This window comes from Reyranella soli (assembly GCF_007992495.1).
Taxonomy (GTDB): Bacteria; Pseudomonadota; Alphaproteobacteria; order Reyranellales; family Reyranellaceae; genus Reyranella; species Reyranella soli.
In genome coordinates, this window is the sequence record NZ_BKAJ01000033.1 from 139504 (window position 1) to 152315 (window position 12812).

General features: G+C 67.5%; 19 protein-coding genes. 9 read left to right on the top strand and 10 right to left on the bottom strand.

Annotation, left to right across the window (positions count from 1 at the left end; translation table 11 throughout):
• The first annotated feature begins 16 nt into the window (after window positions 1–16).
• The 7 genes from RSO01_RS11120 (at window position 17) to RSO01_RS11150 (ending at window position 5609) form a co-directional block, all read left to right on the top strand.
• Window positions 17–1252: an LLM class flavin-dependent oxidoreductase gene (locus tag RSO01_RS11120; protein ID WP_147149157.1), complete on the top strand. Its 1236-nt coding sequence runs from the start codon at window positions 17–19 to the stop codon at window positions 1250–1252.
• Window positions 1249–2031, top strand: coding sequence for an alpha/beta fold hydrolase (locus RSO01_RS11125; RefSeq protein ID WP_147149158.1), 783 nt, complete (start codon window positions 1249–1251; stop codon window positions 2029–2031). Before RSO01_RS11120 ends, RSO01_RS11125 begins: the two co-directional genes overlap by 4 nt.
• A gap of 14 nt (window positions 2032–2045) precedes the next feature.
• Complete coding sequence (locus RSO01_RS11130) at window positions 2046–2414, top strand: hypothetical protein (RefSeq protein WP_147149159.1); 369 nt, start codon at window positions 2046–2048, stop codon at window positions 2412–2414.
• Window positions 2415–2503: 89 nt separating this feature from the next.
• Window positions 2504–3349, top strand: coding sequence for a hypothetical protein (locus RSO01_RS11135; RefSeq protein WP_147149160.1), 846 nt, complete (start codon window positions 2504–2506; stop codon window positions 3347–3349).
• Between the two features lie 123 nt (window positions 3350–3472).
• Window positions 3473–4417, top strand: coding sequence for an MBL fold metallo-hydrolase (locus tag RSO01_RS11140; protein ID WP_246158302.1), 945 nt, complete (start codon window positions 3473–3475; stop codon window positions 4415–4417).
• 9 nt (window positions 4418–4426) lie between these two features.
• Window positions 4427–4801 (top strand): hypothetical protein, encoded by a 375-nt coding sequence (locus RSO01_RS11145; RefSeq protein WP_147149162.1) that lies wholly within the window; start codon window positions 4427–4429, stop codon window positions 4799–4801.
• A 22-nt stretch (window positions 4802–4823) separates the two neighbouring features.
• Window positions 4824–5609 carry a maleate cis-trans isomerase family protein gene (locus tag RSO01_RS11150; RefSeq protein ID WP_147149163.1) on the top strand — a complete coding sequence of 262 codons (786 nt, stop codon included), beginning with the start codon at window positions 4824–4826 and terminating at the stop codon, window positions 5607–5609.
• A 54-nt stretch (window positions 5610–5663) separates the two neighbouring features.
• Here the strand turns inward: RSO01_RS11150 and RSO01_RS11155 are convergent, their stop codons facing one another.
• The gene (locus RSO01_RS11155) at window positions 5664–6059 is read right to left on the bottom strand and encodes a VOC family protein (RefSeq protein WP_147149164.1); all 396 of its coding nucleotides are present in this window, start codon (window positions 6057–6059) and stop codon (window positions 5664–5666) included.
• A gap of 144 nt (window positions 6060–6203) precedes the next feature.
• On the opposite strand from RSO01_RS11155, the gene RSO01_RS11160 reads away from it, so the two are divergent.
• Window positions 6204–6395, top strand: a complete 192-nt coding sequence (locus RSO01_RS11160; RefSeq protein WP_147149165.1) for a hypothetical protein — start codon at window positions 6204–6206, stop codon at window positions 6393–6395.
• Window positions 6396–6455: 60 nt separating this feature from the next.
• Here RSO01_RS11160 and RSO01_RS11165 read toward each other — a convergent pair whose 3' ends face one another.
• From RSO01_RS11165 to RSO01_RS11175, 3 genes are all read right to left on the bottom strand, one after another.
• On the bottom strand, window positions 6456–6836 hold the full coding sequence (locus RSO01_RS11165; RefSeq protein ID WP_147149166.1) for a hypothetical protein: 381 nt from the start codon (window positions 6834–6836) through the stop codon (window positions 6456–6458).
• Between the two features lie 70 nt (window positions 6837–6906).
• Window positions 6907–7302: a hypothetical protein gene (locus RSO01_RS11170; RefSeq protein WP_147149167.1), complete on the bottom strand. Its 396-nt coding sequence runs from the start codon at window positions 7300–7302 to the stop codon at window positions 6907–6909.
• 25 nt (window positions 7303–7327) lie between these two features.
• Window positions 7328–7585 carry a type II toxin-antitoxin system HicB family antitoxin gene (locus tag RSO01_RS11175; protein ID WP_147149168.1) on the bottom strand — a complete coding sequence of 86 codons (258 nt, stop codon included), beginning with the start codon at window positions 7583–7585 and terminating at the stop codon, window positions 7328–7330.
• Window positions 7586–7694: 109 nt separating this feature from the next.
• Here RSO01_RS11175 and RSO01_RS49450 point away from each other — a divergent pair, with 109 nt between their 5' ends.
• The gene (locus tag RSO01_RS49450) at window positions 7695–7823 is read left to right on the top strand and encodes a hypothetical protein (RefSeq protein ID WP_281291438.1); all 129 of its coding nucleotides are present in this window, start codon (window positions 7695–7697) and stop codon (window positions 7821–7823) included.
• Here the strand turns inward: RSO01_RS49450 and RSO01_RS11180 are convergent.
• The 6 genes from RSO01_RS11180 to ccoG are packed head-to-tail and all read right to left on the bottom strand — an operon-like array spanning window position 7810 to window position 12805.
• Window positions 7810–8187, bottom strand: a complete 378-nt coding sequence (locus RSO01_RS11180) for a hypothetical protein (RefSeq protein ID WP_147149169.1) — start codon at window positions 8185–8187, stop codon at window positions 7810–7812. The genes RSO01_RS49450 and RSO01_RS11180 overlap by 14 nt on opposite strands.
• A gap of 5 nt (window positions 8188–8192) precedes the next feature.
• Complete coding sequence (locus tag RSO01_RS47195; protein WP_170302988.1) at window positions 8193–8354, bottom strand: hypothetical protein; 162 nt, start codon at window positions 8352–8354, stop codon at window positions 8193–8195.
• Window positions 8355–8379: 25 nt separating this feature from the next.
• The gene (ccoS, locus tag RSO01_RS11185; RefSeq protein ID WP_147149170.1) at window positions 8380–8520 is read right to left on the bottom strand and encodes a cbb3-type cytochrome oxidase assembly protein CcoS; all 141 of its coding nucleotides are present in this window, start codon (window positions 8518–8520) and stop codon (window positions 8380–8382) included.
• Window positions 8513–10873, bottom strand: coding sequence for a copper-translocating P-type ATPase (locus RSO01_RS11190; protein ID WP_170302989.1), 2361 nt, complete (start codon window positions 10871–10873; stop codon window positions 8513–8515). Before RSO01_RS11190 ends, ccoS begins: the two co-directional genes overlap by 8 nt.
• Entirely contained in the window at window positions 10870–11343 is a 474-nt protein-coding gene (locus RSO01_RS11195) for a FixH family protein (protein WP_170302990.1), read from the bottom strand. The genes RSO01_RS11190 and RSO01_RS11195 overlap by 4 nt, the downstream gene beginning before the upstream one ends.
• Before the next feature lie 10 nt (window positions 11344–11353).
• Window positions 11354–12805, bottom strand: a complete 1452-nt coding sequence (gene ccoG / locus RSO01_RS11200) for a cytochrome c oxidase accessory protein CcoG (protein WP_147149172.1) — start codon at window positions 12803–12805, stop codon at window positions 11354–11356.
• Between the last annotated feature and the right edge of the window lie 7 nt (window positions 12806–12812).

A 12812-nucleotide genomic window follows, 5' to 3' on the forward strand; every position in this document is an offset into this window, starting at 1 on the left:
GCAACGGAGCACGCCGATGAAATTCACCTGGTTCCATCTGATGCCCTGGCCGCACATGCCGGACGACTTCCGCGAGAAGCATCGTTCGGTGTGGGTCGACCTGCCCAACCGCATGTACGAGCCCGAGCTCGGGCACATCGCCTATCACCAGTATCTCGACCAGCTCGAATATGCCGAGACCGTCGGCTTCGACGGCATCGGCGTCAACGAGCACCATGCCAATGCCTACGGCCTGATGCCGTCGCCCAACATCATGGCGGCGACGCTGACGCGGCGAACCTCCAAGGCGGCCCTGGTCGTGCTGGGCAACTCGATCGCGCTCTACAATCCGCCGCTGCGCGTGGCCGAGGAGATGGCCATGCTCGACGTGCTGTCGGGCGGGCGGCTGGTCGCCGGCTTCCCGGTCGGCACGTCGATGGACACCAACTATGCCTACGGCACGATCCCAGCGCTGACGCGCGAGAAGTACGCCGAGGCGCATGACCTCATCCGCAAGGCATGGGCGGCCGATGAGCCGTTCGCCTTCAACGGCCGCTACACCAAGCTGCGCTACGTCAATTGCTGGCCCAAGCCGATCCAGCGGCCGGCGCCGCCGATCTTCATTCCCGGCGGTGGCTCGGTCGAGACCTACGACTTCTGCCTCGACAACACCTATTCGTATTCCTACCTGAGCTACTCGGGCTATCTGCGCGCCAAGCTGCTGATGGACGGCTACTGGAAGCGGGTCGCCGAGCGCAAGGCCGACGAATCGCCCTACCGCGCGGGCTTTGCCCAGGTGATCTGCGTTGCCGATAGCGATGCCGAGGCCGAGCGGCTGTACTGGCCGCACGTGAACTACTTCTACAATCGCTGCCTGCACGTCTATCCGGGCTTCGCCGACGCGCCGGGCTATCGCACGGTCAAGACCATCCAGACCGGCGCGCTGTCGCAGTTCACCCAGGCCGCGGCGCGCAACTATCCCAGCATGACCTGGAAGGACCTCGTCGACGGCCGCTATATCGTCGCCGGCTCGCCCGAGACGGTGCGCCAGCAGATGGAAGAGCTGATCAAGACCCTGCGCGTCGGCAACATCTTCTGCCTGATGCATGTCGGCAACATGCCCAACGACAAGGTGCGCTATTCGACGAGCCTGTTCGCTGAGAAGGTGATGCCACACCTGCGCAACCTGTGGCCCGAGTGGAAGAACCACGACGACCGCTTCTGGATGCACCCGATGAACGAGCCTGTGCCGCTGAAGGTCGCCGCGGAATGAAATCGCGTTTTCTCACGCTCAAACCCTCGGGCATCCGGATCCAGGTCGTCGAAGCCGGCAAGGGCCGTGACCTTCTTTATTTCCACGGCGCAGGCGGCCACATGCCGGCCGATCCGCTGATCGCGGCCCTCGCCACCAAGTACCGCGTCGTGGCGCCGTTGCTGCCGGGCTACGGCCAGTCGACGGGCGAGGACGAGCTGCGCGACATGCTCGACATCACCCTGCACGGACTCGACGTGCTGGAGGCGTTGAAGCTCAAGAAGCCCATCGTCGTTGGCCATTCCATGGGCGGCATGATCGCTGCCGAGATGGCGGCGATCGCGCGCACCGAGGTCGCCAAGCTCTGCCTGCTGGCGCCGGCCGGCTTGTGGCTGGACGACCATCCGATCGTCGATATCTTCTCCAAGCTGCCCTACGAGCTGCCTGGATTGCTGTTCCATGACGCCGAAGCCGGCGGCCGGCTCCTGGCCTCGGGCGGCGACATGAACGACCCGGAATTCCTGAAGCAGTTCCTGGTCATGAATGCGCGCCGGCTGGGCATGGCGGGCAAGATCCTTTTCCCCATTCCCGATCGCGGTCTTGGCCAGCGCCTGCGACGTATTGCAGCCCGCACGTTGATCGTGTGGGGCACGGAGGATGCGCTGATCCCGCCGGTCTACGGCCATGCCTTCAAAAAGGCGATTTCCAAATCGAAATTGGTTAAGGTCGCCAAGGCCGGACACGCTGTGGGGCAGGAGAAGCCAGCCGCCGTGCTCAAGGCGATCAGGGAATTCTTCTAAGGGAGACAAGAGCGATGCTGAAGGGTGCAATTGTCGGCGCGTTGGCCGGTCTGCTGGTCGCGGGCGCCGCCCAGGCGGAACCCGTCGTTTGGACCTGGACCGGCTATGGCAAGAACGTCCCCGGCAGCTCCAAGTGCCCGACCTACAAGATGGTGATCGACGTCACGGTCGACGGCGAAGCGGTCAAGGGCAAGTTCCAGCAGGAAGGCCGGCCGGAGCGCACCTTCGAGACGACGCTCGGCAAGAGCGGCGCCATCAAGACGGCCGCCATGGTCGGCGGCGGCGGCATGATGGACGTCATCGGCCAGATCAAGGAAGGCGATTCCAAGATCAAGCTCTACGGTTACTGCGAGTTCGAGGGCGCGCTCACCAAGAAAAAGTAGTCGGTAGCCCGGCGGCGGGCAGCGAGGCTATCGGACTCGCCGCGATCGACAGTTCAGCCCTTGTCGATGTGAGTGCAGGGGTTGAGAGAATGTTCAGCATCCATGCTGTCGTTTCGGGCGTCGCTGTCGGCGTGATGGTCGTCGGCTGTGCGCAAGCGCCGGTCCAGCCGATACCCGAGGCGGCCCGACGCAGCGTCACGTCCATCTCCGGCGACGTTTCCGGTCTCAAGCAGGCCGATACGTCGAAGCTCGGCGCACGCGGTAGCGCGGAGGGCGCGCAACTCGGCGCCCAGCAGGGCGCGTCGGTGCTGCCGGGCGGCGGCGGCCTTCTGGGTCTCGCCGTGATGGGGGTGGGGGCGATCGTCGGCGGCGTGAAGGGCGCCAACGAGGCCCAACGCGAGGATGTGGTCGATCAGACCCGCGTCTTCCTGCGGACGGCGATCGAGGATACCGACTTCACCGAGCTGCTGCGGGCGCGGCTCGCCTCGTCGAAGGCAGCCGGGGACGTCGAGATCATCAACGTGACGTCCCAGGGAACGCCTTTGGCGGCGGTGCCCGATGGCGCCAGGGCGCCGGATCATTTCCTGGTCATCGAATATCGATTGGGCCTGCAGCGCGAGGATCTGGTCAATCCCAAGGTCGGCATCATCGTGCTGGCGCGCGCCAAGGTGCGCGACGCCGGCGCCAACCAGCAGGTCCATCAGGCAATCTGGGCCTATTGCGGCGATCGTTACCATTTCGTCCAGATGGCGGCCAACAACGGCGCGGCACTGCGCGCCCAGATCGACCGGGCGGCTGCGGTGCTGGCGGAGGCGATCCCTCACGACCTCTATGTCAGCAGACGGCCGCGGCATCTCCTGTTCAACAGCACCTGCATGGATTTCAGCGACTTGCCGAGCGGCATCGGCCGGCGAGCCGTTTCGTCGCGCTCGTGATCTCGGGTAGGCGGCGGCGCGCGGGAAGGCTACCTTGCGCCGCTGAGTGCTACCGGGGGAGCTGAGATGAGATCCGCAAAACTTGCTGCTGCCGCCATTGCCGTGGCGGCGTGCCTCCCCGGTATGTCCAAAGCCATCGCCGCCGACGGCTTCGACCTAGTGGTGCTAGGCGCGCTGGGCGGCATCCAGGACGGCAATCTCAGCGCCTCGCTGATCCATCCGCATGGCGACAATCGCGGCGTGACCTGCGATGCCGGCACGCTGGTTAACGGCTTGCGCGTCGCCGAGGAGAAGGGCGCCTTCGCCAACGTCACGGTGCCGGCGGATTCCCCGCAGAGCCGCGTCGGCTACATGCTCACCAACGCGATCAAGGGCTACCTGATCAGCCATGCCCATCTCGACCATGTTGCCGGCCTGATCGTCGCTTCGCCCGACGACAGCAAGAAGCCGATCTACGTGCTGCCCTCGGTCGGCGCCGACCTGGTCGAGACCTATTTCAACTGGCGCGCCTGGCCGAACTTCAGCGATCGCGGCAAGGCCCCGCAACTCAAGAAATACGCCATCGCCGAGCTGAAGCCCGGCGAGGCAATGCCGATCGCCGACACCGCCATGACCGTGACCGCCTTTCCGCTGTCCCATGGCGGCGTGGAATCGACGGCCTTCCTGCTGGAGAGCGGTGGCGACGGCATCCTGTGCTTCGGCGACACCGGCCCCGACGCGGTGGAGAAGGGCACGCGCCTCGCCGACATCTGGGCCGCCGTCGCCGAGCGCGTGAAGCAGAAGCGGCTCAAGGCAATCGTCATCGAGGTGTCCTACACCAGTGACCGCCCGGACAACCTGCTGTTCGGCCATTTGACGCCGCGCTGGCTGATGGAGGAGCTGCGCAAGCTCGATGGGCTGGCCGGCGGCAAGGCACTGAAGGACCTGCCGGTGGTCGTGAGCCACATCAAATATTCACTGACCAAGGAACAGCCGCAGCGTCAGCTCCTGCAGGAGCTCGAGGCGGCCAACGACGTGGGCGTGCGCTTCGTCATGCCGGAGCAGGGCAGCCGCTGGCACTTCAAGTGAGCGCCGGAAATGCCGATCTACTGGACGATCGATTCCAAGCAGCAACTCGTTGTCGTGACGGCCGAGGGCGATGTCACCCGCGCCGATGCCGACGACTATCTCGACGCCGTCGAGGGCGGCGGCGCGCTCGCCTATCGCAAGCTGTACGACGCCCGCGCCGGCAACGTCGTGATGGACCATGACGAGATGATGGCGGTCGCCTTCAGGATCAGGAACTACCATGACCAGCCGGTCGGCGCGCTCGCCATCGTGCTGGCGGACAACGTCGCCGAACTGGCGAAGCGCATGCTGGGCATCCTGGCCACCGCCGACCGGCCGATCAAACTCTTCACCAGACTGACCCCGGCGCAGCGCTGGATCGACAGCCTGGCGCCGGTGCAATGACGCAAATGGAGGCCTGTTTCCCGTGAGCAACGACAACTGGGGCTGGCGGGCCCGCTTCGGCCTGTTCATCGTCGGCAACGAAGCCGTGCCGGAAGCCGAATGGTGGGCGATGGCGCCGTCCGGCGTCTCGGTGCATGCCGCCCGCGTGACGGCGCGCGCGCCCTGGCTGCGCTGGCGCGACGATCGCCGCGACGTCGAGCCGGAGGACGACCTGGTGCGCGGCTGCCGCCAGTTCGCCAACATGCGGCTGTCGGCTGTCGTGATCGCCCACAGCTCGAGCAGCCTTTTGGGCGGCAAGGGGTGGGACGAGGCAGCCGTGGTGAGCCTGCTGCCGCTGCTCGGTGACGGCACGATCGTCACCACCAACGGCATCGATACCTGTGCCGCGCTGCGTGCGTCGGGCAGCAAGCGGCCCTTCCTGGTGCTGCCGCCCTGGTTCAACGACGAGACCGTGGCGGCGGGCTGCCGTTACTACGCTGATCACGGTTTTACGCTCGCCGGCCATCTGCGCTACGACCCAGGCCGCAAGTGGCGCGACCTCGCGCCGGGCGAGCTGGTCGGCCAGGGCGCGGGCTTCGAGCAGGAGATCGAGCCGCTTTACGCGCAGATCCGGGCGGCGTGCCCGGCCGATGCCGACGCCGTCCTGATCGCCGGCACCGGCTTTCGCTGCGTCGGCATCCTCGAAGCGCTGGAGCAGGATCTCAAGCGGCCGGTGATCTCGGCCAACCAGGCCAGCCTCTGGCACTGTCTGCGCTCGGCCGGCGTCCAGGCGAAGGTCGACGGCTACGGCAGTTTGCTCAGGCTGTAATGGGAGCGCGGACCTCCGGTCCGGATATGAGCGGGCCGGAGACCCGCGCTCCCGTTAGAGCAACGCGTCGTAGCCGCGCTCGTTGAACTTCAGCAGGCAGAAGCCGTGGCCGAACGGATCGGCCAGCATGGCGATGCGGCCCCAGCTCGTGTCCTTGGCTTCGGCCTCGAGCTTGGCGCCCGCCGCGACCGCGCGCTCGACCGCGGCGTCGACGTTCTCGACGACGATGTCGGGATGGACCGGCGTCCAATGCCGGCTGTACCGCCGGGGATCGCCGCCGGCGCCGATCGTGCCGGCCGCCTTGGTCAGGAGATAGACCGGCGCCGGCCAGCCCAGCAGCTCGACGAAGTCGGCGCCGAAGCGGCGGCCGACCTTGAGATCGAAGGCCGTCGTGTAGAAGCGCAGGGCGGTCTCGACATCGGGCACGTCGATATTGAGCAGCAGCGTCATGGCGGGCCTCATGGGTCAGGGGAGGTCGCCATAGTTTCACATGCGTGCGGCCGCTTCTCGCGATTTTCGGCCTCGGTCGCTGTCAGCAACCGTTGGATGACAGTCACGTTGCGACCTGTGCCCTTTCAGGCACAAGGAGCCCTCATGAAGTTCGTGATCATCGGATTGACACTGGCCGTGGCCACCGCGGCCTGCACCGTCCAGGAACGCACCACGGTCCAGCAGCGGCCCGCCGCGACGACAACCACCACCTACAGCACGCCGGCTACCGCCAGCACCACCACAGTGACGACGCCGGCCGCTCCGGCCGCGACAACGACCGTCTACACGCGCTGAACGTCCACGCCCGGCGTCCGCTGACTTGAGCGGGCGCCGTCGGCTTGGGATGGCGGCAGATTACTCGGCCGGCGCGACCGCCGGCGCAGGCATCGGCTTGGTTTCCTGCGGTCCCGTCAGTAGCCGCTTCAGTAGCCACATGGCCGCCCGGCGCCACAGGGGCGGCGGGCCGAAGTGCGAGGCGAACTCGCGGTTGATCATGAGGGGCCGCCAGTAGTTGGCGTGCCAATCCTGATAGGCCGCATGGAAGACCTTGGCCTGTTCCGGTCTGGCGCGCAGCAGCGAGCAGTCGCAGAGGGCATCGATCTGGACGTCACCCTCGCTGTCGAAGCGGAACCTGTGCCGACTGCGTGGGTGATGAAGCGTGTCGTTGATGAACTCGAATTCCTCCGGTCGCGCACGAAGGGCCGTGATGGCCGGAGCAAGGTCCAGGTAGGTCATCGGATGCTCCTCTCGTAACATCCATCAATGACCAGCCGGCGGGCTTTGGTTGCACCGGTTCACAGGTATTTTACGCCCCTGTCGTCTCGGCGGCCTGGCGCGCCTGCCGGAGCAGCCCGTCGTCCGTGGGACGATCCATGGGCGAGATGCAGAGGAGCTGCTGTCGAAGGCCGGCAATATGCCCGTCACGGTCCTTGTACCTGTCGAGGTAGCCGACCAGCTCTTCCTTGGCGCCGTCGGGGCCGGCCAGGCACCAGGCGCGCGTGCCGCGCAGGGAATCGATGACCCGGTCGAGGAAGTCGAGGTCGGCAGCGGGCCGGCCGGCATGCATGCGGCCGGCCTTGTGGTCGACCTTGAGGAACGGGCTGTCGGCGTGAAGGCGGTCCTGGACGAGATCGTCCGCGCCGAACCTGAAGACGCTGGCTTGGCGTGAATCCATCCAGACGATCGCTCGACTGAGGGGCATCGGTATTTCCTGTCGCGGTTGAGGATCAGCTGATGATCAGCAGCAGGCGGCGCAGCTCGCGCGCGCCGTCGCGGGCGGGCAGCTCCTCTGGCGCACGCGGCCGGGGTACGGGTTCGCCGGTCACGATGAGGTTGCGCAGGCACTCGCGCACGCTGCGCAGCAGGCGATCGGCCACTTCCTTCTCGGTCTCGCCGTCGGCGCTGATGCCGGGCAGGTCGGGCACCCATCCCCAGAAATGGCCATCCTCGCCTCGTTCGATGATCGAGTAGTAGCTGGCGTCCATCACACCCTCCACCGAACAGGATAGGTGCTGCCTGCCGTCGCTCGTTGATCTGGATCAAACACAAGCTTGGGGTGGTTGGCGATCATCGTCGCGACCAACGGAGGTGCCGATGACGACCGATCAATTCTACTACCTGCTTCTCGTGATCTTCTCCTTTGTCGGCTTCGGCGTGTCGATCGGCATCGCCTATATCCGCTACCGCCGCTGGCTGGCGACCCAGCCGCCTAGGCACGTCTGATCGCGGGCGCGACCTCGGCAACGCCGAACGGTCGCGCGACGCCGTCGTGCTCGGTGATGGTGACGTATTCGCCGATCACGAAGCGGTGCCTGTCGAACTTGAAGATCGGCTCGTCGTCGTCTTCGCTGGGAGCGTAGGAAAACGCCCAGCTCCCGTTGCGGCGGTGGATCAGCGCGCCGTGCTCGTCGGTCGCGCCGGCCCAGAAGCGGTGCACCGTGCATGCCCCTTTCTGCGTCGGCCATTCCGATGAGGCGAGGTGCCCTGTGCCGTCGAGCGGCGCCATGAACTCATAGCCGTGCGACGAGCTGCCGTTGGGATGATCGGGCGTGCGGGCCGGTTCCAGGCGGCTGCGCTTAAGGCTCATCGGCTTCACTCCTGCTCGATCTCGTCGTAGGCGGTCTTGACCATCCACCAGCAGAACAGGACGGCGTAGAGCGCCAACGCCAAGCCGAAGGCGAGGATGCCGAAATCGCGCGCGGCGCCCGCCATCAAGAGACCGGCCAGCCCGAGCAGCCCAGTCAAGATCCCCATGATCCAATGAGACATCGTTCTCTCCTTACTCGTCGTCGAACAGGATGCGGCCCGCCGCCCCGTCGGGGTCGTCGTATTGGCCGTTGCGCAGCGCCCACAGGAACGCCGCCAGTGCCAGAAGGCCGAGCAGCAGGGCGGCGGGAACCAGGATAAGCAGGCTATCCATCGGTTTTCCTCCGCGAGCGTGGTGCGAGGCGCAGCGCGTTGCCGATGACCAGCAGCGAGGACGAGGACATGGCGACCGCCGCGACCAGCGGTGTCACTTCGCCCAGGATGGCGAGGGGCACGGCGCTCAGGTTGTAGAGCAGGGCGAGCGCCAGGTTCTGACGCATCAGCCGGCCGGCCCGCCGCGAGACGTCGACGATCTCGACGACACCGCGCAGCGCATCGCCCTGGAACACAGCGTCGGCGGCATTTTGCGTCGCCTCCGCCGCGGTGGACGGCGAGATCGAAGCATGGGCCGCCGCCAATGCCGGCGCATCGTTCAAGCCATCGCCGATCATCAGGACGCGCCGGCCTTCGGCGGCCAGCGACGCCAGGCGCTGGGCCTTGGCAGCCGGCGGGACTTCGGCGCGCCAGGCCGCCAGACCGACCTCGCGGGCGACGCGCGCCACTGCCGCCGGGCGATCGCCGGACAGCAGCTCGAGCGTGAGGCCGCGCTTGGCCAGGCGAGCGACGGTATCGACCGCGTCCGGCCGCAGGCGATCGGCGAAGGCCAGCCGCACCGGCGTCGCTCCAGGCCGCACGAACCACAATTCGGAATGACCGTCGTCCGGCGGATCGTTTATGCCGCAGAAGCGGGCCGAGCCCAGCCGGCTCTCGCCACACTCCAGGCCGAAACCGGCATGCTCCACCACGCCGTCGGCGGGTGTCGCGTCGGCAGTCGCGCGTAAGAGCGCCTGGGCCAGCGGATGGCGCGAGTTGGCGGCGATCGCCGCAGCCTGCCCCAGCATTGCGGGATCGTGGCCCGTGCCGACGAGCTCGGGGCGGCCCAACGTCAAGGTGCCGGTCTTGTCGAGGATCACGTGATCGGCGCCGGCCACGCGCTCCAGCGCGGTCGGCGACAGCAGCAGCACGCCCTCGCCGAGCAGGCGCGTGCTGGCCACGACCTGCACCACCGGCACAGCGAGTGCCAGCGCACAGGGGCAGGTGATGATCAGCACGGCCGTAGCGACCAGCAGCGCGCGGTCCCAGGCAAGACCGCCCAGCAGCAGCCAGCCCAGGAAGGTCAGCAGTGCGGTCAAGTGAACGACCGGCGCGTAGGCGCGCGCCAGCCGGTCGGCGATGGCGACGAAGCGCGAACGGCCGCGCTCGGCCGCCTCGACCAGGCGGACGATCTCCGACAGGAGCGTGCATTCGCCCGCCGCCGTGACGCGCACCCTGAGCGGCGTGCCGAGGTTGACCATGCCGGCGAACACCTGGGCGCCGAGCTCGACGGGCCGCGGCACGCTCTCGCCGCTCACCAGCGCGGTATCAAGCAGGGAGTGGCCGTCGGCGACGACGCCGTCCGCCGCCAGCCGCTCGCCGGCGGCGACCAGCAGCATGTCGCCCGGCACGAGCTGGTCGACGCGCCGCGACTCCGTGCGGCCGTCGGCGGCGATCACGGTAGCGCTCCGCCCACTGAGCGCCAGCAGGGCCTGCACCGCCTGGCGCGCCCGGCCACGCGCGCGCCTGTCGAGGTAGCGGCCGATCAGCAGGAAGAAGAGCAGCGTGATCGCCGAATCGAAATAGGCATGCTGCTCGCCGACCCACGCTTCGTGCAGGCTGACGACCGATGCCAGGGTGACGCCGATCGAGATCGGCACGTCCATGTTGGTGCGTCCCGCCTTGAGCGCGTTGACCGCCGAGCGAAAGAACGGCCGCCCGGTATAGGCGATGGCCGGCAGGGCGATGGCGGCCGACAGCCAATGGAACAGGGTGCGCGTGGCGTCGCCCATCGACCCGTCGTGGCCCGACCAGATGGCCACCGACAGCAGCATGACATTGGCCGCGGCGAACCCCGCCACGCCGAGGCAGCGCAGCAGGTCGCGCGTCTCGCGGTCGTCGTCGCCGATCGTTGCCGATGCCTGGAAGGGCGCCGGTCGGAAGCCGAGCGCGGCGACCAGCCCGACATGGGCATTGGCGTCGCTGGCGGGTCCGATCCAACGCAGCGCCAAGCGGCGCGTCGACAGATGGGCGCGGGCGCGATGGATCGCTGCGTTGCGGGCCAAGAGGCTTTCCAAAAGCCAGACGCAGGCGGCGCAATCCAGGCCCTCTACCAGCAGGTCGAGCTCATGCTCGGTGTCGCCGGCGGACCGGCCGTAGCTTGCGAAATCGACGTCGAGCGGCACCGGCCGATGCGCCCTCTTGTCCTCGAGCCGCCGGTAGAACGCCGCAAGCCCGGCCGCGCCGATGATGGCGTGGGCGCTGGCGCAACCGGCGCAGCAGAACTCGCCCATCCCGCGGACTGTTTCGCCGCAATGGGCACAGGCACGAGCGGTGCGTGGTTCGGCCGGTGCGATGAGGGCGATGTCGCTCATCTCAGGAACATCCGCCGCGTCAGCGCATAGCGTTCGCCGTGGTGCTCGACCACGATGTCGACATCCCAGTTGCCGCGCGCCGGCAACTCGACATGGCCCGCAAAGCGGCCGATGTCGATGGCGTCCATCGTCACCGCCAACGGCCGCTGTTTCTCGACCGGACGGATCAACTCGACCTCGATGCGGGGGCCGCCGAGCGGCTGGCCGGCGGCGTCAAAAGCCGCGACTTCCAGGCGGTTCGCGGCGGGATGCCATGCGGTATCGATGCGCCAGCCCAACGCATCGCGGCTCTTCTGCGCTTCGACGACGGCGTTGTAGTTCAGCCCGCGGTCGCGCGGCTTGGCGGTGTAGAGCCCCGAGAAGGAGCCGACGGCCAGCCAGATCATGGTGGCGTTCACGGCAACGACCAGGGCGAAGCCCGCGACGAACAGCCAGGGGATGTAGCGGCTGCGCAGAGCAATGGCGGTCATTGGCGGGCTCCTATCGCTCGGGTCCGATGAACACCGCGCCATGCGATGCGCGGACGAAGCCGGCGGCATCGCGGATGACGAAGTCGATCGCGTGCGAACCGGCCCGCGCCGCCGACGCCGGAACGGTCACGAAGACGCGGAACGTTCCGACGGCGTCGGGATGGACGACCAGGCTCGATAGGGTCTCGGTCCCGATGGTGCCGAGGCGTGCCTCCGGCAAGCCGTCGAGCGCCAGTGCGAAGCTCTGTTCGCTGCGCCGCTTGTTCAGGATCTTTACAGTATAGGCGTTGCGGATACTGCCGTCGGACAGACGCACGAAGTTCGGGCTGCGGTCGCGCTGGACCGTCAGCTCGGCCTCGCTTCGCGACAGGAAGGCGGCCAGCATGAAGGCCGCCACCAGGCCGAACAGCAGACCATAGAGCAGCGTCCGTGCGCGCAACGGCCGCCATGCTGCGCTGGCGCCGCGCTCCTTGGCTTGCTGATCGGCGAGCGTGTCCCAGCGGATCAGGTCGCGCGGGCGGCCGACCTTGGTCATGGTCTGGGTGCAGGCGTCGATGCACAGGCCGCAGCCGATACATTCGATCTGCTGGCCATCGCGGATGTCGATGCCGGTCGGGCAGACCGCGACGCAGAGCGAGCAGTCGATGCAGTCGCCGCGGCCCTGCCAGTCGTCGCCCGCCTTCTGCTTGCCGCGCGGTTCGCCGCGCCATTTCTGGTAGGTGACGATGACGCTCTGCTCATCGAGCATCGCCGCCTGGAAGCGCGGCCAGGGGCACATATAGGTGCAGAACTGCTCGCGCGCCCAGCCGGCCAGCGTGTAGGTTGTGGCGGTGAGCAGGCCGACGAAGAAGTAGACTTCGAGCGACGCTTCGCCGGTGAAGATCTTGGCGAGAGCCGACGGCGCGTCGACGAAGTAGAAGACCCAGGCGCCGCCGGTGGCGGCGGCGATGGCGATCCAGGCGGTGTGCTTCAATCCCTTGCGCAATGCCTTGCCGACCGACATCGGCGCGCGGTCGAGCCGCATGCGCTGGTTGCGGTCGCCCTCGATCAGGCGCTCGACCTGCATGAAGAGGTCGGTCCACACGGTCTGGGGGCAGGCGAAGCCGCACCAGACGCGGCCGAACAGCGAGGTCGCCAGGAACAGGCCGATGGCGCCCAGGATCAGGAGGCCGGTGACGAAATAGACTTCCTGCGGCCAGATCACGACATCGAAGAACCAGCCGCGCCGGCCGTCGAGGTCGATCAGGATGGCCTGGTCGGGCGCGCCGGGCCCGCGATCCCAGCGCAGCCACGGCACGAGGTAGTAGACGCCGAGCAGCAGCAGGAGGGCGGCCCACTTGATGCGCCGCCATTGCCCGCCGACGGCGCGCGGATAGACCTTGATGCGCTTGAGATAGAGCGGCACCTCGGCCTTGCGCTGACGCAGCGAGACCGCATCGTCGTCCTTGAGGTCGGCATCCATCGCGCGC